General features: G+C 67.7%; 22 protein-coding genes. 14 read left to right on the forward strand and 8 right to left on the reverse strand.

Annotated features, from left to right (window positions below; all coding sequences use genetic code 11):
• Positions 1-192 precede the first annotated feature (192 nt).
• The 3 genes from ACIA76_RS30065 to ACIA76_RS30075 all read left to right on the forward strand — a co-directional run bounded on the left by ACIA76_RS30065 (position 193) and on the right by ACIA76_RS30075 (position 1763).
• Positions 193-357: a DUF4177 domain-containing protein gene (locus ACIA76_RS30065; protein WP_098698302.1), complete on the forward strand. Its 165-nt coding sequence runs from the start codon at positions 193-195 to the stop codon at positions 355-357.
• Positions 357-824, forward strand: coding sequence for a RidA family protein (locus tag ACIA76_RS30070; RefSeq protein WP_397156523.1), 468 nt, complete (start codon positions 357-359; stop codon positions 822-824). The genes ACIA76_RS30065 and ACIA76_RS30070 overlap by 1 nt, the downstream gene beginning before the upstream one ends.
• Positions 825-971: 147 nt before the next feature.
• On the forward strand, positions 972-1763 hold the full coding sequence (locus ACIA76_RS30075; protein WP_397156526.1) for an MBL fold metallo-hydrolase: 792 nt from the start codon (positions 972-974) through the stop codon (positions 1761-1763).
• 58 nt (positions 1764-1821) lie between these two features.
• Here ACIA76_RS30075 and ACIA76_RS30080 read toward each other — a convergent pair whose 3' ends face one another.
• Together ACIA76_RS30080 and ACIA76_RS30085 are read right to left on the reverse strand one after the other, a co-directional pair.
• Positions 1822-2496 carry a Crp/Fnr family transcriptional regulator gene (locus ACIA76_RS30080; RefSeq protein ID WP_397156528.1) on the reverse strand — a complete coding sequence of 225 codons (675 nt, stop codon included), beginning with the start codon at positions 2494-2496 and terminating at the stop codon, positions 1822-1824.
• Between the two features lie 173 nt (positions 2497-2669).
• Positions 2670-2912 carry a hypothetical protein gene (locus ACIA76_RS30085; protein ID WP_397156530.1) on the reverse strand — a complete coding sequence of 81 codons (243 nt, stop codon included), beginning with the start codon at positions 2910-2912 and terminating at the stop codon, positions 2670-2672.
• A 259-nt stretch (positions 2913-3171) separates the two neighbouring features.
• On the opposite strand from ACIA76_RS30085, the gene nth reads away from it, so the two are divergent.
• The 4 genes from nth to ACIA76_RS30105 all read left to right on the forward strand — a co-directional run bounded on the left by nth (position 3172) and on the right by ACIA76_RS30105 (position 6591).
• Entirely contained in the window at positions 3172-3852 is a 681-nt protein-coding gene (gene nth, locus ACIA76_RS30090) for an endonuclease III (protein ID WP_397156602.1), read from the forward strand.
• Positions 3849-4484 carry a TlpA family protein disulfide reductase gene (locus ACIA76_RS30095; RefSeq protein ID WP_397156532.1) on the forward strand — a complete coding sequence of 212 codons (636 nt, stop codon included), beginning with the start codon at positions 3849-3851 and terminating at the stop codon, positions 4482-4484. Before nth ends, ACIA76_RS30095 begins: the two co-directional genes overlap by 4 nt.
• Positions 4485-4639: 155 nt before the next feature.
• Positions 4640-5401 carry an NUDIX hydrolase gene (locus ACIA76_RS30100; RefSeq protein ID WP_397156535.1) on the forward strand — a complete coding sequence of 254 codons (762 nt, stop codon included), beginning with the start codon at positions 4640-4642 and terminating at the stop codon, positions 5399-5401.
• Entirely contained in the window at positions 5398-6591 is a 1194-nt protein-coding gene (locus ACIA76_RS30105) for a MarP family serine protease (RefSeq protein ID WP_397156537.1), read from the forward strand. The genes ACIA76_RS30100 and ACIA76_RS30105 overlap by 4 nt, the downstream gene beginning before the upstream one ends.
• Positions 6592-6781: 190 nt before the next feature.
• Here ACIA76_RS30105 and ACIA76_RS30110 read toward each other — a convergent pair whose 3' ends face one another.
• The 5 genes from ACIA76_RS30110 to acs form a co-directional block, all read right to left on the reverse strand.
• Complete coding sequence (locus ACIA76_RS30110) at positions 6782-7195, reverse strand: carboxymuconolactone decarboxylase family protein (RefSeq protein ID WP_397156539.1); 414 nt, start codon at positions 7193-7195, stop codon at positions 6782-6784.
• A gap of 18 nt (positions 7196-7213) precedes the next feature.
• Positions 7214-8158, reverse strand: a complete 945-nt coding sequence (locus tag ACIA76_RS30115) for an alpha/beta fold hydrolase (RefSeq protein ID WP_397156541.1) — start codon at positions 8156-8158, stop codon at positions 7214-7216.
• 21 nt (positions 8159-8179) lie between these two features.
• Entirely contained in the window at positions 8180-8668 is a 489-nt protein-coding gene (locus ACIA76_RS30120) for a phage holin family protein (RefSeq protein WP_397156544.1), read from the reverse strand.
• On the reverse strand, positions 8646-9917 hold the full coding sequence (gene nhaA / locus ACIA76_RS30125) for a Na+/H+ antiporter NhaA (protein ID WP_397156546.1): 1272 nt from the start codon (positions 9915-9917) through the stop codon (positions 8646-8648). Before nhaA ends, ACIA76_RS30120 begins: the two co-directional genes overlap by 23 nt.
• Before the next feature lie 156 nt (positions 9918-10073).
• The gene (gene acs / locus ACIA76_RS30130) at positions 10074-12035 is read right to left on the reverse strand and encodes an acetate--CoA ligase (protein WP_397156547.1); all 1962 of its coding nucleotides are present in this window, start codon (positions 12033-12035) and stop codon (positions 10074-10076) included.
• A gap of 366 nt (positions 12036-12401) precedes the next feature.
• Between acs and ACIA76_RS30135 the strand changes: the two genes are divergently transcribed.
• The 5 genes from ACIA76_RS30135 (at position 12402) to ACIA76_RS30155 (ending at position 18720) form a co-directional block, all read left to right on the forward strand.
• On the forward strand, positions 12402-14000 hold the full coding sequence (locus ACIA76_RS30135) for an ABC transporter substrate-binding protein (RefSeq protein ID WP_397156549.1): 1599 nt from the start codon (positions 12402-12404) through the stop codon (positions 13998-14000).
• Positions 14001-14059: 59 nt separating this feature from the next.
• The gene (locus ACIA76_RS30140) at positions 14060-14986 is read left to right on the forward strand and encodes an ABC transporter permease (RefSeq protein WP_397156551.1); all 927 of its coding nucleotides are present in this window, start codon (positions 14060-14062) and stop codon (positions 14984-14986) included.
• Positions 14979-15938 carry an ABC transporter permease gene (locus tag ACIA76_RS30145; RefSeq protein ID WP_397156554.1) on the forward strand — a complete coding sequence of 320 codons (960 nt, stop codon included), beginning with the start codon at positions 14979-14981 and terminating at the stop codon, positions 15936-15938. Before ACIA76_RS30140 ends, ACIA76_RS30145 begins: the two co-directional genes overlap by 8 nt.
• Positions 15939-15943: 5 nt before the next feature.
• Positions 15944-17635 (forward strand): dipeptide ABC transporter ATP-binding protein, encoded by a 1692-nt coding sequence (locus tag ACIA76_RS30150; RefSeq protein ID WP_397156556.1) that lies wholly within the window; start codon positions 15944-15946, stop codon positions 17633-17635.
• A 341-nt stretch (positions 17636-17976) separates the two neighbouring features.
• Complete coding sequence (locus ACIA76_RS30155) at positions 17977-18720, forward strand: oxidoreductase (RefSeq protein ID WP_397156559.1); 744 nt, start codon at positions 17977-17979, stop codon at positions 18718-18720.
• A 454-nt stretch (positions 18721-19174) separates the two neighbouring features.
• Here ACIA76_RS30155 and ACIA76_RS30160 read toward each other — a convergent pair whose 3' ends face one another.
• Entirely contained in the window at positions 19175-19987 is an 813-nt protein-coding gene (locus tag ACIA76_RS30160) for an HAD family hydrolase (RefSeq protein WP_397156604.1), read from the reverse strand.
• Between the two features lie 308 nt (positions 19988-20295).
• Here ACIA76_RS30160 and ssd point away from each other — a divergent pair, with 308 nt between their 5' ends.
• The gene (ssd, locus tag ACIA76_RS30165; protein ID WP_397156561.1) at positions 20296-21381 is read left to right on the forward strand and encodes a septum site-determining protein Ssd; all 1086 of its coding nucleotides are present in this window, start codon (positions 20296-20298) and stop codon (positions 21379-21381) included.
• A gap of 561 nt (positions 21382-21942) precedes the next feature.
• On the forward strand, positions 21943-23130 hold the full coding sequence (locus tag ACIA76_RS30170) for a TadA family conjugal transfer-associated ATPase (RefSeq protein ID WP_397156563.1): 1188 nt from the start codon (positions 21943-21945) through the stop codon (positions 23128-23130).
• The last annotated feature ends 224 nt before the right edge of the window (positions 23131-23354 follow it).

The following is a 23354-nucleotide window of genomic DNA, read 5'->3' on the forward strand; positions in this document are numbered from 1 at the left end:
ACGACTTCGAGGCGGCGGGCCGGCCGCAAATTGTGCGTGGTTGCGTGAGTTGTTTCGGGGCTGGCCGCTTGCTCTTGCGTCGCCTGCGCGACGGCTCCGAGACGTCGGGGCGGGCGTAAATCGTGTGTGGTTGTGTGGGCGGTACGGACCGCGGCCCTGTCGGAACGCGGCGTAGCCGATACGCTCGGGGCCATGAGTGATGTGACCTTGTGGGAGTACGCGACGGTGCCGTTGCTGACCCATGCGACCAAGCAGATTCTGGATCAGTGGGGCGCCGACGGCTGGGAGCTGGTCACGGTGCTGCCCGGCCCGACGGGCGAACAGCACGTCGCCTACCTGAAGCGGGAGAAGCGCTGATGACCGACGCGACGTTGTGGCGCAAGAACCTCGAGCGGCTGGGCCTGGAACTGCCGTCGGTGGCCGCTCCGGCCGGCGCCTACATCCCGGCGGTGCGTTCGGGTTCGCTGGTCTACACCTCCGGCCAGCTGCCGTTCGTCGGCGGTGAACTGTCGGCCACCGGTAAGGCCGGCGCCGAGGTGAGCTTGGCCGACGCCAAGGAGGCCGCCAAGCTGTGCGCCCTCAACGCCCTGGCCGCGATCGACGCCCTCGTCGGCCTCGACAACGTGGTGCGGATCGTGAAGGTGGTCGGATTCGTGGCCTCCGCACCGGGTTTCAACGATCAGCCGCTGGTGATCAACGGCGCGTCCGAATTCCTCGGCGAGGTCTTCGGCGACGCCGGCGTGCACGCCCGCTCGGCCGTCGGCGTCTTCGAGCTGCCCAAGAACACCCCCGTCGAGGTGGAGCTCATCGTCGAAGTGCGGTAAGGGTATTCGCTGAAGTGGTTCGCGGCCCGGCTCGTTTCTGGACTGACGGAGCGGGGGAGCGCAGCGGAGGAGGGTAAGGAACGAGCCTCAGGGGCCGCGAACCCGCGACGCCGAAGGCGGCGCCGATGACACAGCGTTAGGAGTCCTATGAGTCTCATCCATCCCGCGTATGAGCAGGTGCGCCCTGTCACGGCGAGCGCGTCGGTGCTGCTGGCGAACAATCCGAATCAGATGACCCTGCAGGGCACCAACACCTGGCTCCTGCGCGCCCCGGATCGATCCGGCTACGTCGTGATCGATCCGGGTCCGAAGGATAAGGCGCACAGCGAGGCCATCGCCCGGGCGACCGGCGGCGAGATCGCCCTGACGCTGATCACCCACCACCATCACGACCACACCGGCGGCATCGAACGCCTGGTGAAGTTGACCGGTACCCCGGTCCGTTCCTTCGATCCGAAGTTCCTGCACGATTCGGCGGCGACGCTGACCGACGGCGAGATCGTCGAGGCCGCGGGCCTGCGCATCGCGGTGCTCGCGACGCCGGGGCATACCGAGGATTCGGTGAGTTTCGTGCTGGACGATGCCGTGCTGACCGGTGACACCGTGCTCGGCAGCGGCACAACCGTATTGGAATCGCGCGATGGCGCGCTGGGGGATTATCTCGCGTCATTGGACCGGCTCGCCGAGGTGGCGCCCGGCCGGGCACTGCTACCGGCGCACGGTCCCGATCACCCGGACGCGAAACCGGTGATCGATTACTACCTGCGTCATCGCCAGGAGCGCCTGGATCAGGTCCGCGAGGCGCTGCGCGTACTGGGGCCGAATGCCCGTCCGCTGCAGATCGTCGCGCGTGTCTACGCCGATGTGGACAAGCGGCTCTGGCCTGCCGCGCGGAGCTCGGTCAAGGCCCAATTGGCCTATCTACGCAGCGAGTCCTGACCACATCCCATCCGGCGGCCTCTCCCTGCAGAGGCCGCTACCGGATGACGGGATGCGATCAGCGGGCTCGGCGGGCCAAGCGCTCCGAATCGGTGATCAACACGCTCTTCCCCTCCAGCCGCAGCCAACCGCGGTGGGCGAAGTCGGCCAGGGCCTTGTTCACCGTCTCGCGCGAGGCGCCGACCAGCTGGGCGATCTCCTCCTGCGTGAGGTCGTGGGTGACCCGCAGCGCGCCCGCCTCCTGCGTGCCGAACCGCTGCGCGAGCTGCAACAGCGCCTTGGCGACACGGCCGGGCACGTCGGTGAAGATGAGATCGGCGAGGTTGTTGTTGGTCCGGCGCAGCCGACGCGCCAGCACCCGCAGCAACTGCTCAGCGATCTCCGGTCGCTGATCGATCCACGATTTGAGGGCCTCGCGGTTCATGGTCACCGCGCGGACCTCGGTCACGGTGGTGGCCGTCGAGGTCCGCGGACCCGGATCGAAGATCGACAGCTCGCCGAACATATCCGACGGGCCCATGATGGTCAGCAGATTCTCCCGACCATCGGGTGAGCGGCGACCGATCTTCACCTTGCCCGACGTGATGATGAACAGCCGATCGCCCGGTTCGCCCTCATTGAAGATGACGTGGCCACGCGGAAAGTCCACGGGCTCCAGCTGTTTGGCGAGAGCCGCTACCGCGGTGGGCTCGACGCCTTGGAAGATGCCTGCTCTGGCGAGGGCCTCGTCCACGAATGTGCTCCTTATGGGAATTGGCTCTGTCCTGGGCCGAAGCGTTACGGCCGACAGTGCAGTCTACTTGGCATACGGGCAGCGTAGTGACAGACACCACGTAACGCGCGGTATGTGGAACGCTCGTGGTGCCGATTCGGTTCCCGTAGCCCTCGGGGAGTCGGCCCGATCAGCTAGCTCGCGGCGGCCACGTCCAGTTCGTCGCTGTTGGCCCGTCTACGGCGGTTGCGGGCCGCATGCGCCGGCACACCGAGCTTGGCCAGCTCGTTCACCTCGGCATTGCTGGCCCGGTCGAGGTACTGCTGGACCTCTTCCTCCGGTTCGAGAAGTTTGCGTAGCCGGTTCTCGACCCGTTCCATGAACAGCGCGAACAGCATCAGCACCACCGGGAAGAGCACCACAGCGAGTCCTTGCATACGGGTGAGTAAACACGGAGAAGGTCTCAGATGGAACACGGGCCTTGTTCGCGATCGCGCTCGCGTCGGTGTGGTTCCGTAAGGTGGACGCGTGCGTGAAACCGGATCCGCCGCCGCGAACGGGCACGAACCGTCCGCCGATATCGAACCCGCCGAGACCCCCGCCGCCGAGCCCGCCCGTCGTCGCCGCGCGCCCGCCTCGCCGAAGGCGAAATTCGCCGGGGAGACCAGGCTCGGTCTGGTGCGGCGCGCGCGTCGGATGTATCGCACCCTGACCGAGGCCTTTCCGGACGCGCACTGTGAGCTGGATTTCACCACCCCGCTCGAATTGGCCGTCGCCACAATTCTTTCCGCACAGTGCACCGATGTCCGGGTGAACCTGACGACCCCGGCGCTGTTCGCCCGCTACCGCGATGCCAAGGGGTACGCCGAGGCCGATCGCACCGAGCTCGAGGAGTACATCCGGCCGACCGGTTTCTATCGCAACAAGACCTCCTCGCTCATCGGCCTGGGGCAGGCGCTGCTGGAACATCACGACGGCGTGCTGCCGCACACCCTCGAGGAGTTGGTGAAGCTGCCGGGTATCGGTCGCAAGACCGCCAATGTGATCTTGGGCAACGCCTTCGATGTGCCCGGAATCACTGTCGACACTCATTTCGCCCGGCTCGTGCAGCGCTGGCAGTGGACCACCGAACAGGATCCGGTGAAGATCGAGCACGCCATCGGCGAGCTGATCGAGCGCAAGGAGTGGACGATGCTGTCGCACCGGGTGATCTTCCACGGTCGCCGGGTGTGTCATGCCCGCAAGCCCGCCTGCGGCGCCTGCCTGCTCGCCAAGGACTGCCCGTCGTTCGGCGCCGGTCCTACCGATCCGGCCGCCGCGGCCGCGCTGATCAAGGGTCCCGAGGCCGAGCATCTGCTCGAACTGGTGGGCCGGTGAGATCGTTCCCGGTCGCCTGGCGATGGACGCTCGCGGCTCTGATCGCCGTGGTCGCCCTGGCCGTCGCGATCTGGCCGCGCGGTGCGCACGGCACGTCGCGAACCACCGCGGAGACGACGCGGGTCCCGAGTGCGGCTGTGTCACAGGACATGCGGGCGGCGGCGCGCCTGGCGGATTGCCCGGTGCCCGCATCCGATGCCCGCGGCCGCGGGCCGCTGGCCGGGATCACCGTCGACTGTCTGGCCGACGGCCGCCCGGTGGATCTGGCGGCCGCCCTCGCCGGCCGCCCGGCCCTGCTGAATCTGTGGACGTACTGGTGTCCGCCGTGCGCCGAGGAGCTGCCCGCGCTGCAGCGCTACGCCACCCGCCCGGGCGCCGTACCCGTGCTGACCGTGCACAGCGATCCCGATGAGGCCAAGGCGCTGGCCCGGCTCACCGATCTGGACGTGCGGCTGCCCGGCGTCCAGGACCCCGCCGCCAGGGTGCGCGCCGCCGCGGGAGCGCCTGCGGTACAACCGATTTCGGTGCTGGTGCGGCCCGACGGCTCGATCGCCAAGGTGGTGGTGCGCCCGTTCCGCGACGCCGACGATATCGCCGCGACCGTCGCGGCCGAATTGGGAGTCTCGGCGTGAGTGAATCCGACCCGCACCACGGCCAACCTGTGCCCCGAGGGGCGCGAGATCGCGCGGGCGACGATGATCGGAGCATGAGCAGTGGGACCGGAGGTTGCGTGCGCGGCGGCGCACGGCCTCGCGCCCGCATGAGTGACGGGGCAGCAGGAGGCGATGTGGACGACCATGAGGGTCGTGAAAAGGCCGGTGCCGCACCGAGATTGGTGACCGACGCGATTCCCGAGTGGCTACGCGGCGTAGCCGAGCATGAGCTCGCCGACCCGACCGGCACCAATCCGGTGCTCGATCGGCGGGCCATGCGGAAGTTCGTGAGCGCGGCGCTGCGCCCGCGTCAGGCCGCGGTGCTGGTGCTGTTCGGCGGTTCCCCGGAATCGGATCCGGACGCACTCGGCGGATTACCGGCCGATGCCGATGTATTGCTCACCCAGCGCGCCGCCACGCTGCGCCAGCATCGCGGACAGGTCGCCTTCCCCGGCGGCGGCGTGGAGTCCGGCGACGACGGTCCGATCGATACCGCGCTGCGCGAGGCGTGGGAGGAGACGGGTCTGGATCGCGACGGCGTCGAACCGATCGCGGTGCTGCCCAAGATCTTCGTGCCCCCGTCGCGCTTCGATGTGACGCCGGTGGTCGCGTATTGGCGCAAGCCCGGCGAGGTTCGGGTGGTGAGCGAGGCGGAGGCCGCGCGGGTGGTGCGGGTGCCGCTGGCGGATCTGATCGATCCGGCCAATCGGTTCGTCGTGCGACATCCGCTGGGTTACATGGGTCCCGCGTTCGCGGTCGACGGCATGCTCGTCTGGGGTTTCACGGCCGGCGTGCTCGCCGGTCTGCTGGCAGTGTCGGGATGGGAGCGGGACTGGGATCATCACGATGTGCGTGATCTGCAGTCCTCGCTCGCGGCAGTGGGGATGACGTTATGAGTTCCTCGGCATGGCTCGACCTGGGTGTCGTGATCATCGCACTGCTCGCCGCCTCCTCGGGTTGGCGCCAAGGCGCGGTCGCCTCGGCGCTGGCCTTCCTGGGCGTGGTGCTGGGTGCGGTGGCGGGCATCTTGATCGCGCCGCACATCCTGATCCACATCAGCGAGGGCCGTAAACGCGTGCTGGTCGGCGTCGTACTGATCGTGGCGCTGGTCATCGTCGGTGAGGTGGCGGGCATGGTGCTCGGCCGCGCCGCCCGCAGCGGGATGCGGCATCCGTTCGCCCGCAGCGCGGACAGCGTGGTGGGCGCCGCGCTGCAGTGTGTCGCGGTACTGGTGACGGCGTGGCTGCTGGCGCTGCCGCTGGCTTCGTCCTCGCAGCCCTCGATCGCGGCCGCTGTCAACGGTTCTCGCGTGCTGACCGACGTGAATCAGGTGGCGCCCAACTGGTTGCGCCGGGTGCCCAACGAATTCTCCAAGCTGCTCAACACCTCCGGGCTGCCGGATGTGATCGGCCCGTTCGGCCGCGCGCCCATCGCGGCGGTGGAGCCGCCGGATCCGACTGTGCTGCAATCGCCGGTGGCGCTGAATCTGCAATACAGCGTGTTGCGGATTCGTGGCGTGGCGCCGAGTTGCCAACGGCAGCTGGAGGGTTCGGGCTTCGTCGTGGCGCCCGAGCGGATCATGACCAATGCGCATGTCGTCGCCGGGACCACCACGGTGCAGGTCGATACGGCCCGCGGCCCGCTGGATGCCAATGTGGTGCTGTTCGATCCGAACAAGGATGTGGCGATCCTCGAGGTGCCGGGCCTGCAGGCCCCGGTCATCCCACTCGCCCCGTCCGCGGCGAAGCCGAGCGAAAGCGCCATCGTGCTCGGCTATCCAGGCGGCGGTAAGTACACCTCCGCCGCCGCGCGGATCCGGGAGACCCTGAACCTGAGCGGTCCCAACATCTACAAGAACGGCACCGTCACCCGCGAGGTCTACACCCTGCGCGGTCAGGTCCGCGCGGGCAATTCCGGTGGGCCGCTGGTGGATACGGACGGCGAGGTGCTCGGCGTGGTCTTCGGCGCGGCGGTCACCGACGAGGACACCGGCTATGTGCTGACCCTCAAGGAAGTCCAGTCCGACCTCGACGCCGCCACCCGCTCGACCACCCCGGTTCCCACCGGGGAGTGCGTACTGAGCTGACCGCCCCCTCGGTGGCCCGGCGTGCCCGGCCACCGAGGGCCGCAGGGCGCTACTTCTCGAGGGCTGCGGCCTGCGGCTCCTCGCTGTCCCCGGCGTGCCGCTTCTTGATGTCCCCGGCGTGCCGCTTCTTGATGTCCCCGGCGTGCCGCTTCTTGATGTCCCCGGCATGCTTTTCGCCGGGGCCATCACCTCACTGCTGCTGAACCGGCAGCAGACCGCGCTCCTCGAATACCTTCTTCGCCACGAAGGTGGCATTGAGCGCGCGCGGGAAACCGCAGTACCCGGCCGAATGCAGGAATACCTCGACGATCTGCTCCGGCGTGAGCCCGACATTCAGTGCCGCGTTGATATGCACCTCGAGCTGCGCCTCGGCGCCCCCGAGGGCGGTGAGCATGCCGAGGGTGACGAGCTGGCGGTCGCGCGGTGGTAGCGCCGGCCGCTGATAGATCTCGCCGAAACCCCAGGCCACGATCTGATGGGCGAGTTCGGGGGAGATATCGGCGAGCGAGTCGATCACCCGCTGCCCGGCCTCGCCGTCGATCCGCCGCAGGACCTCCAGACCGCGATCGAAGCTCTGCTGACGGGATTCGGCGCTCTCGGTCATCATCGGCCCTTTCGGCTGTCAGGCAAGCAGTTTCGCCAATTCGGCGGTGACGGCATCGGGATTCTCCTGATGCGCGAAATGCCCCGCATTCGCGATCGAGACCATGCGACGGTCCGGGCTGAGCTCATGACAGCGCCGGACGGTCGCATCGAGAATGTAGTGATCCTCGTCGCCGCGCAGCATCAGCACCGGCACCCGCACCGGCTCGCGCATGGTCGCCATGAAGCGGTGCCCGTCGGGCCGCCACTGACTGCGGAAGGCCCAGCGCTGATACTCCAGCGCACAGTGCGCCACTCCGGGAATGCGGATGGCCGAGCGCATTCGCCGTGCGGTGTCGACGAATTCGGCGCTGGCCGCCCATCCCGCGCCGACCCGCTGGCGCAGCAGTCGCTCCACCTCGAAGCCGCCGCGCTTGGTCAGCAGGCGCTCGCCGTAGCGCGGGGGCTGATAGCGCAGGAAGTTCGGCAGCCACGCCGAGCGCTGGCGGCGCTCGCGCAGCACGGACTGTTTGAGCGCGACCGGATGCGGCGAACTCACCAGCGCGATCGCGCGGACCAGCCGCGGATGCAGCACCGCGGTCGCCCAGCACACCAAACCGCCCTCGGCATGGCCCACCAGCGTCGCCTCGGTATGTCCGAGCGCGCGGATCAACCCGGCGATATCGCCGGCGAGCGTCCAGCCGTCGTAACCGCGCGGCGGCTTATCGGAGTCGCCGTAGCCACGCAGATCGACCGCGACCGTGCGATAACCCGATTCGGCCAGGGCGCTGAGCTGATGCCGCCACGACCACCAGAAGTCGCCGAATCCGTGCAGCAGGACCACCAGCGGGGCGTCGGCGGGGACGGCCTCGGCCGGAGCGGCCTCGACCACATGGAACCGAATGCCGTTGGCATGCACGTCCTTATGCGTCCACGGTCCGTCGTAGCGGACGCTGGACGGATCGGGACTCGGAGTAGACGACACGCGAAAAGCGTAGTGCGCGGCTCAGACGACCGGCTTGTCGACGGCGTGCGATCCACCGACATGCGGGATGACCGAACGGGTTTCCTTGAGCGCATCGATGGTTTTCTGCGGCGCCCGCAGTTTCTTCACCTTCAGATAGCCCAGGAATCCGAACAGCGCCACGGCCGCGATCATCAGACCGAACACGATCAGGAACGCCGCCCAGCGCACCAGCCACACATCGAGCAGTTCGGCCAGGAAGAAGAAAAAGAAGAAGCTGGAGAACAGCAGGATCGTCAGGGCGGCGATGAAGTACACGCTGCCCTGCAGGCCCTTCTTGATCTCCCCGGTGACCTCGGTCTTGGCCAGCTTCACCTCGGCGCGCACCAGGGTCGACATCTGCTCGGCCGCGTCGCGCACCAGATCGCCGATGCTGGCGCCGGCCGTGGTGTCGACCTCGGACAGCGGAATCGAGTTGATGGTCCGGCCGCGGTCCGTGTTCTGCCCGTTACCGCCCTGTGTGAAGCTCAATTGCTCGACCCTTCTCCGTTCCCGGTGCTGCCCGGCCTTCGTCTCCGGCAGCCGCGTGTGCGTCCCGCCGTGCCTGGTGTACGCGGCCACGTCGCAACAGTAGCGCCGAACCGAGCAGTGACGCCGTCATTGATGTCATCAACACGGCGGCTTTCGCCAGTTCGGCAGCGGCGACGTCGTCCGCCAACGCCAGTTCTGCCACCAAGAGGCTAACGGTGAAGCCGATCGCGCCGAGTACCGACAGGGCGAACATGTCGCGCAGGCCCAATCCGTCGGGCCGCCGGGCAAGTCCGAACCGCACGGCCAGCCAGCCGGATCCGAAGATGCCGAGGGTCTTTCCCACGAGCAGGCCGATGATGATCGCCAGCGCCAGGCGATCGGTGCCCAGGCTGCCTAATACGGTCGTGGACAACGGGACTCCGGAGGCGAACAACGCGAACAGCGGCACGCACACCCCCGCCGAGACGGGCTGGAACAGATGCTCGAGCCGGGTCGCGGGCGAGGTGTCCTCGCCCGGATCGGGACGGACCCGGGTCAGCAGCCCGCACAGCACACCGGCGAGGGTGGGGTGAATTCCGGCCTCGTGCAACGCGAACCACGCCGTCAACGCCAGCGGCACATAGACCAGCGGCGTGCCGATCCGGAACCGTTGCGCCAGCGCCCATCCGGCGAGGCAGGCGGCCGCGGTCACCAGCCAGCCGAATGCGACGGCGGTGGTGAACAGCACCGCGATCAGCACGATGGCGATCAGATCGTCGACGACGGCCAGACTGAGCAGGAAAACCCGTGCGGTGGTGGGGATTCGGGAGCCGGTCAGCGCGAGCACGGCCAGCGCGAAGGCGATATCGGTGGCGACCGGAATGGCCCAGCCGCGATCCATACCCTCGATGCCGCGGCCGATTCCCCAGGCGATCAACGCCGGAACGACCACTCCGCCCAGGGCCGCGATGATCGGCAGCGCGGCCCGCTTGCGATCGGCGAGCTCACCCACCACCAGCTCACGCTTGAGTTCGAGCCCCGCGACGAAGAAGAAGATCGCCAGCAGCCCGTCCTTGGTCCACTCCGCGAGACTCAGATCCAGATGCACTGCGGGCAGGGCGAGCCGCATATCGGAGAGCCTGAAGTAGGCATCGCCCCAGGGCGAATTCACCCACAGCAATGCCATCGCGGCCGCGACCAGCAGCAGCGCCCCACCGACGGTCTCGGTGCGGAGAAAACGGGAAATCTCGGAGCGCAGCGCAACGATCACGGGCACCTTCCGGTCGGGCGGACAACTAACACACGCCGACCAGACTTCCCGGCACTCCTGACGGAATCTTAACGATTGTCCGTTTTGCCGGTCTTGCCGACCCCCCGTTCCCGTCATTCCGGCCTAGTGCCGCAATGACGGGAACCCGAGGGGGACCTACCAGTTGGCCTTCTTGGCCCGAATCGCCTCGAACACGTTCGGATCCACCAGGGTCGAGGTATCGCCCAGCTCCCGGCCCTCGGCCACATCGCGCAGCAACCGGCGCATGATCTTCCCGGACCGGGTCTTGGGCAGTTCGGGCACGATGTGGATCTCCCGCGGCCGGGCGATCGGGCTGATCTCGCGCGACACCTCGGCCTTGAGCTCGGCGACGAGATCCTGTCCGGTGTTCTTCGCCTCGCCGGTGAGGATGACGAATGCGACGATGCCCTGTCCCGTGGTGGCATCGCTGGCCCCGACGACCGCGGCCTCGGCGACCCCGTAGTGACCCACCAGCGCGGATTCCACCTCGGCGGTCGAGATGCGATGTCCGGACACGTTCATCACATCGTCGACCCGGCCCAGCACCCACAGATCGCCGCCCGCGTCGAGCTTGGCCCCGTCACCGGCGAAGTACCAGCCCTGCGCGCCGAACCGCTCCCAATAGGTCGCCCGGTAGCGCTCCGGATCGCCCCAGATTCCGCGCAGCATCGCCGGCCACGGCTGATCGAGCACCAGATAGCCGTTGGCCTCGCTGGCCCCGAGCTTGACCGGATTACCCTCCTCGTCCACGACCTGCGCCGAGATACCGGGCAGCGCCCCCATGGCCGCACCCGGCTTGGCGGCGGTCACGCCGGGCAGCGGCGAGATCATGATCGCGCCCGTCTCGGTCTGCCACCAGGTGTCCACGATCGGGGTCTTGTTCGCGCCGATGACCTCGCGATACCAGCGCCACGCCTCCGGATTGATCGGCTCACCCACCGAACCCAGCACCCGCAGGCTGGACAGATCATGCGCCTGCGGAATCTCGCGGCCCCACTTCATGAAGGTGCGGATCAGCGTCGGCGCGGTGTAATAGATTGTGACGCCGTACTTTTCGATGATCTGGAAATGCCGATGCTCATCGGGGGAATTCGGCGTGCCCTCGTAGACCACCTGCGTGGTCCGGTTGGACAGCGGCCCGTACACGATGTAGCTGTGCCCGGTCACCCAGCCGATATCGGCTGTGCACCAATACACGTCCTGCCCCGGCTTGTGATCGAAGACGTTGTGATGGGTGTAGGACGTCTGGGTCAGATAGCCACCCGAGGTGTGCAGGATGCCCTTCGGCTTCCCCGTGGTGCCGGAGGTGTAGAGGATGAACAGCGGATGCTCGGCATCGAACGGCTGCGCCTCGTGTTCGGTGGACGCCTGCCCGACCGTCTCATGCCACCACAGATCGCGGCCCTCGGTCCAGGGCACCTCGATATCGGTGCGGCGCACCACGAGTACGTGTTCGACGCTCGACGGCGTGCCGCCGTGCGCGTACAACGCCTCGTCCACGGCCTCCTTCAACGGGGCGGCCTTACCGCGACGCCACTGCCCGTCGGTCGTGACGACCAGCCGCGCCTCGGCATCGTCGACGCGCTGGCGCAGCGCGGTGGGGGAGAACCCGGCGAACACCACCGAATGGGTCAGACCCAATCGCGCGCAGGCCAGCATGGCCACGATGGCCTCCGGGACCATCGGCATGTAGATGGCGACCCGGTCGCCGGCCTCGAGACCCAACTCCGTGAAGTAGTTGGCGGCCTGGCTGACCTCGGCCAGCAGCTGTGCGTAGGTGATGTCGCGGGAATCGCCCGGCTCGCCCTCCCAGTGGATGGCCACCTGGTCGCCGAAACCGTCGACGACGTGGCGATCCACGCAGTTGTAGGCCACGTTCAGCTTGCCGTCGACGAACCAGCGCGCGAAGGGTGCGTCGTCCCAATCCAGCACGCGGCTCCACGGCTGATGCCAATGCAACCGGCCGGCCTGCTCCGCCCAGAAGGCCTCGCGATCGGCGTCGGCCCGGTCGTAGAGAGACGCATCGGCATTGGCCGCGGCCGCGAACTCCGCGGTCGGCGGATAGGCATCCAGGTGATCAGCGGTGGTTTCTGTCATCTCGTCTCTTCTTTCGTGCGCTTCGGCCGGGAGTGACCGCGGCCACGTTGCGACAGTATCGGAGTGTGATCTGGGCCGTGCCGGGGTGTTGTCCGATCGGGGGGTCACTCTGCCGTACTGTCCGTGACGGAACCGTGGAAGCGACGGCTCTGCTATACGGATTGCGCAATCTGCTCCCGGAACTACCGGCAATGAGTCGGCCGTGTTGCCGATTTGCTAACAAGCGGAACGAAGACGTGTCGATCCGCTGACAACCCGGCAGGTTGTGGCTACTGTCCGTTTCACCCAAGGTGGATCGTCGGTGCCCACGGGCGGATCCCTGCGCGCCGTCGCTCCTCCTGCCCTTTCTGAACCGGAGTACTTGCGTTGAGATTCAAGACGATAACCGCGCTGAGCGCGGCAGCACTGTTGGCGACGAGCCTAGCTCTGACAGGCTGTTCCTCGAGCGGTGGCGGCAGCGACGCCGATATCGTCACGGTGAATGCCGGCGAGCCCCAGAACCCGCTGATCCCCACCAACACGAGCGAGAACATGGGCGGTCGCGTGGTCGACCGGTTGTTCGCCGGGCTGAAGTACTACGATGCCAACGGTAAGTCCTATAACGAGGTGGCGCAGTCGATCGACACGACCGACCGCCAGCATTACAAGATCACGCTCAAGGACTGGAAGTTCAGCGACGGCACCCCGGTGACGGCGAAGTCGTTCGTCGACGCCTGGAACTACGGCGCGCTCGGCACCAATGCACAGCTGCAGAGCTGGGTGTTCGCCCCGATCGTCGGCTTCGACGACGTCTCGGCGAATCCGCCCAAGGCGCAGACGATGTCGGGGTTGAAGGTGATCGACGACAAAACCTTCACCGTCGACCTGAAGCAGCCCTCGATCGACTTCGAGCTGGAGCTGGGGTACTCCCCGTTCTATCCGCTTCCCGATGCCGCGTTCAAGGATATGAAGGCGTTCGGCGAGCACCCGATCAGCAACGGGCCGTACACGCTCACCACCTGGGAGCACAACGTCAAGATCGAAGTGATGCCCAACCCGGACTACCACGGCGGCCGCCCGGCCAAGAACAAGGGCCTGCGGTTCGTGATGTACCAGTCGATGGATACGGCCTACGCGGATCTGCTGGCCAACAACCTCGACGCGCTGGACATCATCCCCGATACCGCGCTGTCGACCTATCAGAAGGATCTGGGCGATCGGGCGATCACCCATCCGATCGCCTACAACGCGCATATCGGCATCCAGCCGAACGTGCCGCACTTCGCCGGTCCGGAGGGCGTGCTGCGGCGCAAGGCGATCTCGATGGCGATCAACCGGGAACAGATCTCGCAGAACATCTTCCACGGCACTCGGGTGCCGGCGCAGGACTTCACCGCCTTCACCCTGGACGGTTTCCGCAAGGATCTGCCGGGTTCGGAGGTGCTGAAGTTCAACCCCGATGAGGCCAAGAAGTTGTGGGCGCAGGCCGACGCCATATCGCCGTGGTCGGGGGTCTACCAGATCGCCTACAACTCCGACGGCGCGCATCAGGCGTGGGTCGAGGCGGTCGCCAACAGCGTGAAGAACGTCCTGGGCATCCAGGCGGTCGGCATTCCCTACCCGACCTTCAAGACCATTCGCGACGAGATCACCGGCAAGACGATCGGCAAGGCGTTCCGATACGGCTGGCAGGGTGACTACCCGTCCATGTTCGAGTTCCTGACCTCGCTGTACCAGACCGGTTCCGGCACCAACAACAGCAACTACTCCAGCCCCGAGTTCGATGGGCTGTTGGCCAAGGCCCAGGCGGCGCAAACTCCCCAGCAGGCCTACGACATCCTCGCCCAGGCGCAGCAGGTGCTGTTCAAGGACATGGCCGATATCCCGGTCTTCGACTACAACGTCGCGGCCGGGCGTTCGGACAGGGTGAAGAAGGCCGATGTCACCTGGTCCGGCCTGTTCGACTTCGAGAACATCGAGAAGTAGCCCGCCCATCCCGGGGGTCGCGTGACACGCGCGGCCCCCGCCACTCACAGGAGTGAAACATGGCTTGGTATGTCGTGCGGCGGCTGCTTCAGATGATTCCGGTCTTCCTCGGAGCCACGCTGCTCATCTACGCAATGGTCTTCCTACTGCCCGGCGATCCCATTCGGGCGCTGGCCGGTGACAAGCCCATGACCCCGGCGGTGGAGGCCACCCTGCGTGCCCGCTACCACCTGGACCAGCCCTTCTTCATCCAGTATCTGGAGTATCTGAAGGGCATCCTCACCCTCGATTTCGGGACCTCGTTCTCCGGGCGACCGGTGCGCGACGAGTTGGCCCGCGCCTTCCCGATCACCTTCCGGCTGTCCGTCATGGCAGTGGCCATCGAGGGCGTGTTCGGCGTGCTGTTCGGCCTGATCGCCGGGCTGCGCAAGGGCAAGCTGTTCGATTCGACGATGCTGGTGTTGAGCCTGATCATCATCGCCGTGCCGATCTTCGTGGTCGGCTTCCTGGCCCAGTTCCTGCTCGGCATCAAATGGGGCATCGCTCCGGTGACGGTGGGCGGCAAGGCCGACTGGGGCGACCTGATCATGCCCGCCTTCGTCTTGGGTTCGCTGTCGTTCGCGTATGTGCTGCGGCTGACCCGAAACTCGGTGGCGGAGAACATGAGTGCCGACTACGTCCGCACGGCCACCGCGAAGGGGCTGAGCCGGCCGCGCGTCATCGTTGTGCACATCCTGCGTAATTCGATGATTCCGGTGATCACCTTCCTGGGCACCGATCTGGGCGCCCTGATGGGCGGCGCGATCGTGACCGAGGGCATCTTCAACATTCCCGGTGTCGGCGGGACGCTGTTCCAGGCGATCACGCGCGGCGAGCCGCCGACCGTGGTGGCGTTCGTGACCGTGTTGATCATGGTGTTCCTGATCGCGAATCTGATCGTCGACCTGCTGTACGCCGCACTCGATCCGAGGATCCGCTATGCCTGACCAAACGACCGAAGTCCGGCCGATCCGGCCCGGCCAGGAGCATTTCGTCGCGCCGCCCGACGAGGTCGAGGTGCTGGCCACCGACCGCCTCGACGAGACCGCCGCGCCGACCAGCGTGTGGCGCGACGCCTGGCGGCAGCTGCGGCGCAATCCGATCTTCATCGCCGCCGCGGTCCTGATCGCGTTCGTCCTGGTCGTGGTCGCCTGGCCGAGCCTGTTCACGAATCTGGATCCGCGGTATTGCAGCGGTGATTTCAGCATGCACGATCCCGGTTCGGGACATCCGTTCGGCTTCGACAAGCAGGGCTGTGACATCTTCGCGCGCACCCTCTACGGCGCGCGGGCGTCGGTGGCGGTCGGCGTGGGCGCGACCGTGCTGTTCGTCCTGATCGGTGGTGTGCTCGGCGCGCTGTCCGGATACTATGGCGGACTGCTGGATTCGATCGTGTCGCGCGTCGCGGAGATCTTCTACGCCCTGCCGCTGATGCTCGCCGCGATCGTGGTCATGCAGCTGCTGGATTCGCGCACGATCTTCACCGTCATGCTGACGCTGGCCTCGTTCAGCTGGCCGCAGGCCGCGCGCATCGCCCGCAGTGCGGTGATCCAGGCCAAGGGCAGCGAATATGTCACGGCGGCAAAGGCATTGGGCGTATCCCGATTCCGGACCCTGATCCGGCACGTGCTGCCCAACTCCGCCGGACCGCTGATCGTGGTCAGCACGATCTCGCTGGGCGCGTTCATCGTGACCGAGGCGACGCTGTCCTACCTCGGCGTCGGCCTGTCGCGCACGGTCGTGTCCTGGGGTGGCGATATCGCCGCGGATCAGAAGGAGATCCGCACCTCCGGCATCCTGTTCTATCCCGCTACGGCGTTGGCGCTCACCGTGCTCAGCTTCATTCTGCTGGGCGATGCGGTGCGCGACGCGCTGGATCCCAAGGCACGCAAGAGGTGAGTGAGATGGACCAACCACTGCTCGAGGTCCGTGACCTCAATGTCAGCTTCACGTCCGAGGGCCGCAAGATTCCGGCGGTGCGCGGGGTGAACCTGTCGGTGTATCCGGGTCAGACCGTCGCGATCGTCGGTGAATCCGGTTCCGGCAAGTCCACGACCGCACACGCGATCATCGATCTGCTGCCCGGTTCCGGCGAGGTCAGCTCCGGCTCGATCCTGTTCGACGGCAAGGATCTGGCGGCGGCGTCCAAGCGCGAGATCGTCGGCGTGCGCGGCCGCGGCATCGGCTTCGTCCCGCAGGACCCGATGTCGAATCTCAACCCGGTGTGGAAGGTCGGCTTCCAGATCCGGGAAACCTTGGTGGCCAACGGGATTGCCAAGGGCGCCGAGGCGAAGCGGAAGGTTCCGGAGCTGCTCGCCGAGGCGGGCATGTCGGATGCCGAACGACGGGTCAACCAGTACCCGCACGAGTTCTCCGGCGGTATGCGCCAGCGCGCGCTGATCGCGATGGGACTGTCCTGCCGGCCCAAACTGCTGATCGCCGACGAGCCGACCTCCGCGCTCGATGTGACCGTGCAGCGGCAGATCCTCGACCATCTCCAGGAACTCACCGATGAACTCGGCACCGCGGTGCTGCTGATCACCCACGATCTGGGCCTGGCCGCGGAACGGGCCGAACATCTGGTGGTGATGTATCGCGGTCGGGTCGTGGAATCCGGTCCGGCACTGCAGATTCTGCGCGATCCGCAGCATCTGTACACCAAGAAGCTGGTGAACTCGGCGCCGTCACTGGCCTCGCAGCGGCTCTCGTCGGTGCGTGCGCGCGCCGAGGTGCGCGAACAGGCCATCGAGGTCGCCGAGCAGCTGGCCGAGACCGATGCCGAATTCGCCAGTGCTCCCGACGATGTGGTGATCGTGGAGGGTCTGACCAAGGTGTTCAAGATCCGCGGCAGCGCGCCGTGGAAGTCCTCCGATCTGGTCGCCGTGGACGATGTGTCGTTCCGGCTGCGCCGCGGCACCACGACCGCCATCGTGGGCGAATCGGGGTCCGGTAAATCGACTGTGGCGCAGATGGTTCTGGGCCTGCTCCCGCCGACCTCGGGCAAGGTCAGCTTCGACGGCCGCGAGGTGGCTGCACTGGACACCAAGGCGGCCTTGGCATTTCGCCGACGGCTGCAGCCGGTGTTCCAGGACCCCTACGGTTCGCTGGACCCGATGTACTCGATCTACCGCACCATCGAGGAACCGCTGCGCACCCACCGCATCGGCACCCCGAAGGAACGGGAGGCCACGGTCAGGGATCTGCTGGACAAGGTGTCGTTGCCGGCCTCGGTGATGCGCCGCTATCCGAACGAGCTGTCCGGCGGTCAGCGTCAGCGCGTGGCGATCGCCCGGGCACTGGCGCTCTCGCCCGAGGTGGTGGTGTGCGACGAGGCGGTATCGGCACTGGACGTGCTGGTCCAGGCGCAGATCCTCACCCTGCTCAACGAGCTGCAGGCCGAACTGGGCCTGTCGTATCTGTTCATCACCCACGACCTCGCGGTGGTCCGCCAGATCGCCGACAACGTCGTGGTCATGCAGCAGGGCAAGATCGTCGAGGCGGCCACCACCACGGAGGTCTTCGACCACCCGGAGTCGGACTACACCCGCCGCCTCCTCGCCGCCATCCCCGGCCGCGACCTGTTGAAGTCGGCGTAACCACGCCGTAAACCCTTGCGGCCGTGCCCATTTCCACGGACGCGAACCCACGGTGCGATGAGGGCCGTCGGTTCGCCTCGGGCACGGCCGCAACGGCCGCCCACGCCCGCTCAGCGCTCCCACCGAGTGTCCTCGCTGAGCACGCCACGCTTGCCCCTCCCCACTGTTCCTCGGTGACCGCGCGCTCCTCCCCACTGTTCCTCGGTGACCGCGCGCTCCTCCCCACTGTTCCTCGGTGACCGCGCGCTCCTCCCCACCGTTCCTCGGTGACCGCGCGCCCCTCCCCATGTCCCTCGATGACCGCGCAGTGGGCATCGAGGGCTCGACTACCGTGTGGGTTCGTGAGTGACGTGCTGCAACCCCTGGCCGATCTGCCCGGTGTGCGTGAGGCGGCCGACCGGGCCCGCGAAGCGCTGGCCGAGGTGCACCGGCACAAGGCCAATCGACGGGGCTGGCCCACCACGGCCGCCGAGGCCGCGGTACGGGCGGCACGATCGTCGGCGGCCATCGACGGCGGCAGCACCGAACTGCCCCCCGACGGCCAGGTCGCCGACCCGATCCTCGCGGGCGCCCTCCGCGTCGGACAGGCCCTCGACGGCGATGCCCTGCGCAATCTGGTCGCGATCTGGTCGCGGGCCCCACTGCAGGCCCTGGCCCGACTGCATCTGCTGGCCGCCGCCGACCTGGTGACCGATCAGGAGCAACTCGGCCGCCCCCGCAGCGCTCCGGGCGTCGCCGAACGCCTGGATCTACTTGCCCAGACGGTGCTGACCTCCACTGCCCCGGCCCCGGTCCTGGCAGCCGTCGTCCACGGAGAGTTGCTGGCGCTGCAACCATTCGGCAGCGCCGACGGCCTCGTGGCCCGGGCCGCCGCCAGACTCGTCTCGGTGTCGAGCGGCCTCGACCCGCACAGCCTCGGCGTGCCCGAGGTGTTCTGGCTGCGCCGCCGCCAGGCCTACCTGGACGCGGCATCGGTCTTCGGCGACGGCACTCCCGAAGGGGTCGGCGGCTGGGTGATCCTGTGCTGCGGAGCACTGGAAGACGGTGCGCGAGAAGCACGTTCGATAGCAGACGCCCGGGTTTGATGCGCGGCCTCCGGCGCCGCTGCCCCTGAACATATCGAAGCGGGCGGCGTAGTCGTTGTCGACCTCACCGCCCGCTAGCACGGACCGCCCGGTTACCAAGCGTGCTTCTCCGGTTGTGTTCTGCGGCCTCGGCGATTTGCCGGCCCCGATGGTTCATCCCCGCAACTCGTGCGAGGCGCCCGCCATCGCGGATCGGTACTCGCAGGCCCACAACGCTCTTGCCCTTGTCGCGGCGCGCTCCGCGTGGGTGCCTGACGCCCGTGCTGGGAAGGATGGGATGGGAGATCGGACCTTCTCTTCCGGCTCTGATCTTGGCCGTCCGTCCTGCCGTGGCTCTATTGTTACTCTGTGACCCGACTCACAGCAAGGGCTGGGGAAACATTCAACTAATCGGCGTGTTACCCGGCGTTTCGTGGTGTCCTTGATAGTTGGGCGCAATAACCGGATGGTCGCATCAGTGACGTCGGCGCAACAATCGGTAACTGATCGCCCCCGCCAGCAGCGCGCTCAAACCCACTACCGCCGTGGCCGCGACGGTCGTCGACGAGGGCGCCGGGAACCGGGCCCACAGCGATACCGGATTGGAGAACTCCAGCACCGGCCAGCCATGAGAGATGGCCTCCCGCCGCAGATTTCGGTCCGGATTGACCGCCGTCGGATGCCCGACCGCCGACAGCATCGGCAGATCGGTGACCGAATCGGAGTAGGCGTAACAGCGGGACAGGTCGTAACCCTCGCTCGCGGCCAGTCGCTCCATCGCCTCGACCTTACCCTGGCCGTAGCAGTAGAACTCGACTTCGCCTGTGTACCTTCCATTTTCGACCACCATGCGGGTGGCGGCCGTATACGTCGCACCCAAGGCGGCGGCGATCGGCGCCACGATCTCCTCACCGGAGGCCGAGACGATCACCACGTCGTGGCCGCGGATCCGATGGTCGGCGATCAGGTCGGCCGCCTCGGCGTAGATCAGGGGATCCACCAGTTCGTGCAGGGTTTCGGCGACGATCGACCGCACCTGGTTCACATCCCAGCCGGCGCACATCTTCGTCAGATGCTCACGCATCCGTTCCATCTGATCGTGGTCGGCGCCGGAGAGCAGGAACAGGAAATGCGCGTAACTGCTCTCCAGCACCGTGCGCCGATCGAGCAGGCCCTGGGCGAAGAACGGCTTGCTGAAGACGAAGGCGCTCGACTTGGCGATAACCGTCTTGTCCAGATCGAAGAACGCGGCGATGCGTTCGGGGCGCGTACTCGTCACGGCGTCCAGGATAGGTACCGGCCACACAAACTTCCCGGGCCGGTGGACTTGCGTTTCGGGCGGGGCGTGGGTGTAGTATTGCTGGCACCTGGACATGGTCCAGGCGCGTTCAGCCCGACCCCCCGGGGCTGAACCCCGACGGCCCCAGCCTCCTCCCCCCCCGGCTGGGGCCGTCCTCTATCTCCGGAACTTCCGCCCGTTCTCCCTGTGCCGGTAGCTGTTACGCGGGGTTCTGTCCTTGCTCACACCCCCAGAGTTATCCACAATCGGCATTCGCACCCTGGCATGAGGATCCGGCTCGAGCGACGCTGACCTGCATGAATTCCGTTGCAGCGCTATCGCCCTCGGCCCTGGTCCTGATCGCCGACCACCGCCTGCGCGACGAGGTCCGGCGCATCGCGGCCGCGGCCGACCGTCGCCTCGACGAGCGCAGGTCGCCGGTCGGCCGACATGCCTGGCTCGGAGCGGGATCGGTGATCCTCGACACAGTCAATGCGCGGGACTGTGTCGAGGCCGGTTGCCCGCGTCGAGCCGGGACGATCCTGGTGACGGCGGGCGAGCCCGAGCTGGCCGACTGGCAGGCGGCCGCCGCCATCGGCAGCGACCGAGTGATTCCGCTGCCCATAGCGGCCCCCCGGCTCATCGAGGCCTTCGCCGACCATGTCCAGCGCGGATCCGGCGACGGTGTGGCGGTCGCCCTCGTCGGCGTAGGCGGGGGAGCGGGCGCCTCGGTACTCGCCGCGGCCGTCGCCCTGACCGCCGCCGCCGCCCGATTTCGCGACGACACCCTGCTGGTCGACGGCGATCCACTGGGCGGCGGGCTGGACCTGCTGCTGGGCATCGAGTCGACCGCCGGGCTGCGCTGGCCCGATCTGGTCGTCGAGGACGGGCGGGTGGCGGCCCGCGCCCTGCACGACGCCCTCCCGGCGGTCACGCCGCGCCTGAGCCTGCTCTCCTGCGGCCGGGTCGATGATGGTCCGCCCGGGGAGATCGGTCCGGCAGCGGCCCGGGCTGTGCTGGCGGCCGGGCGCGCGGCGGGTGAGTTGGTCGTCTGCGATATCTCCGCCGCGCGGGGCCCGCATGTGGATCAGATGCTCGATGCCGCCGATCTGGTCGTCCTGGTCGCGCCCGCACGCCTGCGCGCGGTGGCCGCGGCCCGTGCCGTGACGGCATGGATCCGACCTCGAAACCCCAACCAGGCCTTGGTGGTTCGCGGCCCCGCGCCCGGCGGTCTGCGCGGCGCGGAGATCGCCGACGCCCTGGCCCTGCCGCTCCTGTCGGCCTTCCGGCCGCAGCCGGGCCTCCCGTACCGCGTGGAACGCACCGGCCTGACCAACGCTCGCGGCCCCCTGCGCACGGCCGCCGAGGCCATCCTCGAAGCTCTCCCGGAGGTCGCTCGATGACTGCAGGTATTCCGTTGTTCACCAACAACTTCCGGATATCGCATTGTGAGCTTGCTGTCGATCGTGTGGCGGCCGTTCCGGGTGAGCCGCGAACCCTCCGCCGGTCGATTCGGGCAAATCGGACCCATGATGCTGTCGGAAGTGACTGGAATTCGCTCAGTTATTCTGGCCTGCAGGTGTTTTCGTCGAACAAATCCGTGTTTTGGTGTGGCATTTCCGGATGGTTTCCGCCTCTGGCGACAGGTCTGCGCGCGGTCAGGTTCGGCGGTTATCCGTCAGGAGTCGGCCGGTCCCCTCGAAGCGCCTGCCGATGTGGCGCGGTCCGGACCCGCGCGCAGATCGTCGAAACATCATGTGTGGGTGAGGCTCTCGCTCGTATCGAGTCGGAGGCGGGCCGATGAGCGCGGCGGGTCGACGCTGTTTCCCGCACGGCGATAACAGATTTCGTCATCTGCACTGGGATGTGATCGCTCCTGGCGTCGGCGGCCGAAAGTCCGACCGGCTGCGGGACGTCGCGGTTCGGCATCATTCGATGGTTCGCCGCGGATTCGGCGGTCGGCGATGAGCGGGCTCGTGACCGCGGAGCTGTTGGATCGGGTGCGGGAGCGGTTGGTCGCCGAGGCCGCGGATCCTGATCCTGCCCGGGTGGCGGCGGCCATTCGGGCCGAGGCGGGCGGGGTACTGGGCGATACCGACCTGCTGCGGGCCTTGCGGCTACTGCAGACCGAGATGACCGGCGTCGGCGTGCTCGAGCCGCTGCTGCACGATCCGCGGGTATCCGATGTGCTCGTCACGGCGCCCGATGCGGTGTGGGTGGATCGCGGGAACGGGCTGCGGCGCACCCGGATCGGTTTTTCCGACGAGGCGGCCGTGCGCCGGTTGGCACAGCGGCTCGCCCTGGCCGCCGGTCGCCGACTCGACGACGCGCAGCCATGGGTGGACGGCCGGCTCCCGGAAATCGAAGGCCTGCTGGGTGATTCGTTCGGCGTGCGATTGCACGCCGTGCTCGCGCCCATCGCGCACGGCGGAACGTGCCTGTCGTTGCGAGTGCTCCGCCCGGCCACCCAGGACCTCGACTCCTTGGCCGCCGGCGGCGCCGTCCCGTCCGAGGCGAAGCTGTTGCTGGAGAGGATCATTCGGGCCCGCCTGGCCTTCCTGGTCGTGGGCGGAACCGGTGCGGGCAAGACCACGTTGCTGTCCGGGTTGCTGGCGAAGGTCGATGCGGGCGAACGCATCGTCTGCGTCGAGGATGCGGCCGAGCTGGCTCCGCCGCATCCGCACGTGGTCCGGCTCGTCGCCCGCACCGCGAATGTGGAGGGTATCGGCGCGGTGACCGTGCGCGACCTGGTCCGGCAGGCCCTGCGCATGCGCCCGGATCGCATCGTCATCGGGGAGGTCCGCGGCGCGGAGGTCGTAGACCTGCTGACGGCCCTCAACACCGGCCACGACGGCGGTGCGGGCACCGTGCACGCCAACTCTCCCCGTGAGGTCCCCGCCCGTCTGGAAGCCCTTGCGGCCCTGGGCGGTATGGGCCGCCCCGCGCTGCACAGCCAACTATCCGCCGCCCTCCAGGTGATTCTGCACATGCATCGCCGCCCCGACGGCACCCGCGCCCTCCACGAGATCGGCATGGTCCTGCGCACCCCCGACGACCGAGTCCACATCGATCCCGCCTGGCACCGAGACCCCATCCCAACCCCGGCGGCCCCAGCCCTGCACCGACTCCTCGACGAACGGCTCCGGCAATGACCCCACATCCGACCCTCCGGCCCCGCCCAGACCGCACCCCGCGGCCACGGCGGCGACCCGACCGCGCGGAACCGGGCTGTCGGTCGCGTCCGCACCTGGGCGCTGGCCCCCGGCATCGCCGAATTACGCAGGACGACACTGGGACTCGGATGTCCGGCACGGATCGCCATCCAGGCCGTCGGGTAACGCTACCGGTCTGGAGAGCCTGTGCGGGGCGGCTCCTC

It is taken from the genome of Nocardia sp. NPDC051570, assembly GCF_044454005.1.
GTDB lineage: Bacteria > Actinomycetota > Actinomycetes > Mycobacteriales > Mycobacteriaceae > Nocardia.

Coding starts and splice junctions, on each gene's coding strand:
- ACIA76_RS30150 (WP_397156556.1), top strand. CDS start 15,944: ATGGACCAACCACTGCTCGAGGTCCGTGACCTCAATGTCAGCTTCACG.
- ssd (WP_397156561.1), top strand. CDS start 20,296: ATGAATTCCGTTGCAGCGCTATCGCCCTCGGCCCTGGTCCTGATCGCC.
- ACIA76_RS30070 (WP_397156523.1), top strand. CDS start 357: ATGACCGACGCGACGTTGTGGCGCAAGAACCTCGAGCGGCTGGGCCTG.
- ACIA76_RS30105 (WP_397156537.1), top strand. CDS start 5,398: ATGAGTTCCTCGGCATGGCTCGACCTGGGTGTCGTGATCATCGCACTG.
- ACIA76_RS30140 (WP_397156551.1), top strand. CDS start 14,060: ATGGCTTGGTATGTCGTGCGGCGGCTGCTTCAGATGATTCCGGTCTTC.
- nth (WP_397156602.1), top strand. CDS start 3,172: ATGTATCGCACCCTGACCGAGGCCTTTCCGGACGCGCACTGTGAGCTG.
- ACIA76_RS30065 (WP_098698302.1), top strand. CDS start 193: ATGAGTGATGTGACCTTGTGGGAGTACGCGACGGTGCCGTTGCTGACC.
- ACIA76_RS30075 (WP_397156526.1), top strand. CDS start 972: ATGAGTCTCATCCATCCCGCGTATGAGCAGGTGCGCCCTGTCACGGCG.
- ACIA76_RS30145 (WP_397156554.1), top strand. CDS start 14,979: ATGCCTGACCAAACGACCGAAGTCCGGCCGATCCGGCCCGGCCAGGAG.
- acs (WP_397156547.1), bottom strand. CDS start 12,035: ATGACAGAAACCACCGCTGATCACCTGGATGCCTATCCGCCGACCGCG.
- ACIA76_RS30110 (WP_397156539.1), bottom strand. CDS start 7,195: ATGACCGAGAGCGCCGAATCCCGTCAGCAGAGCTTCGATCGCGGTCTG.
- ACIA76_RS30170 (WP_397156563.1), top strand. CDS start 21,943: ATGAGCGGGCTCGTGACCGCGGAGCTGTTGGATCGGGTGCGGGAGCGG.
- ACIA76_RS30085 (WP_397156530.1), bottom strand. CDS start 2,912: ATGCAAGGACTCGCTGTGGTGCTCTTCCCGGTGGTGCTGATGCTGTTC.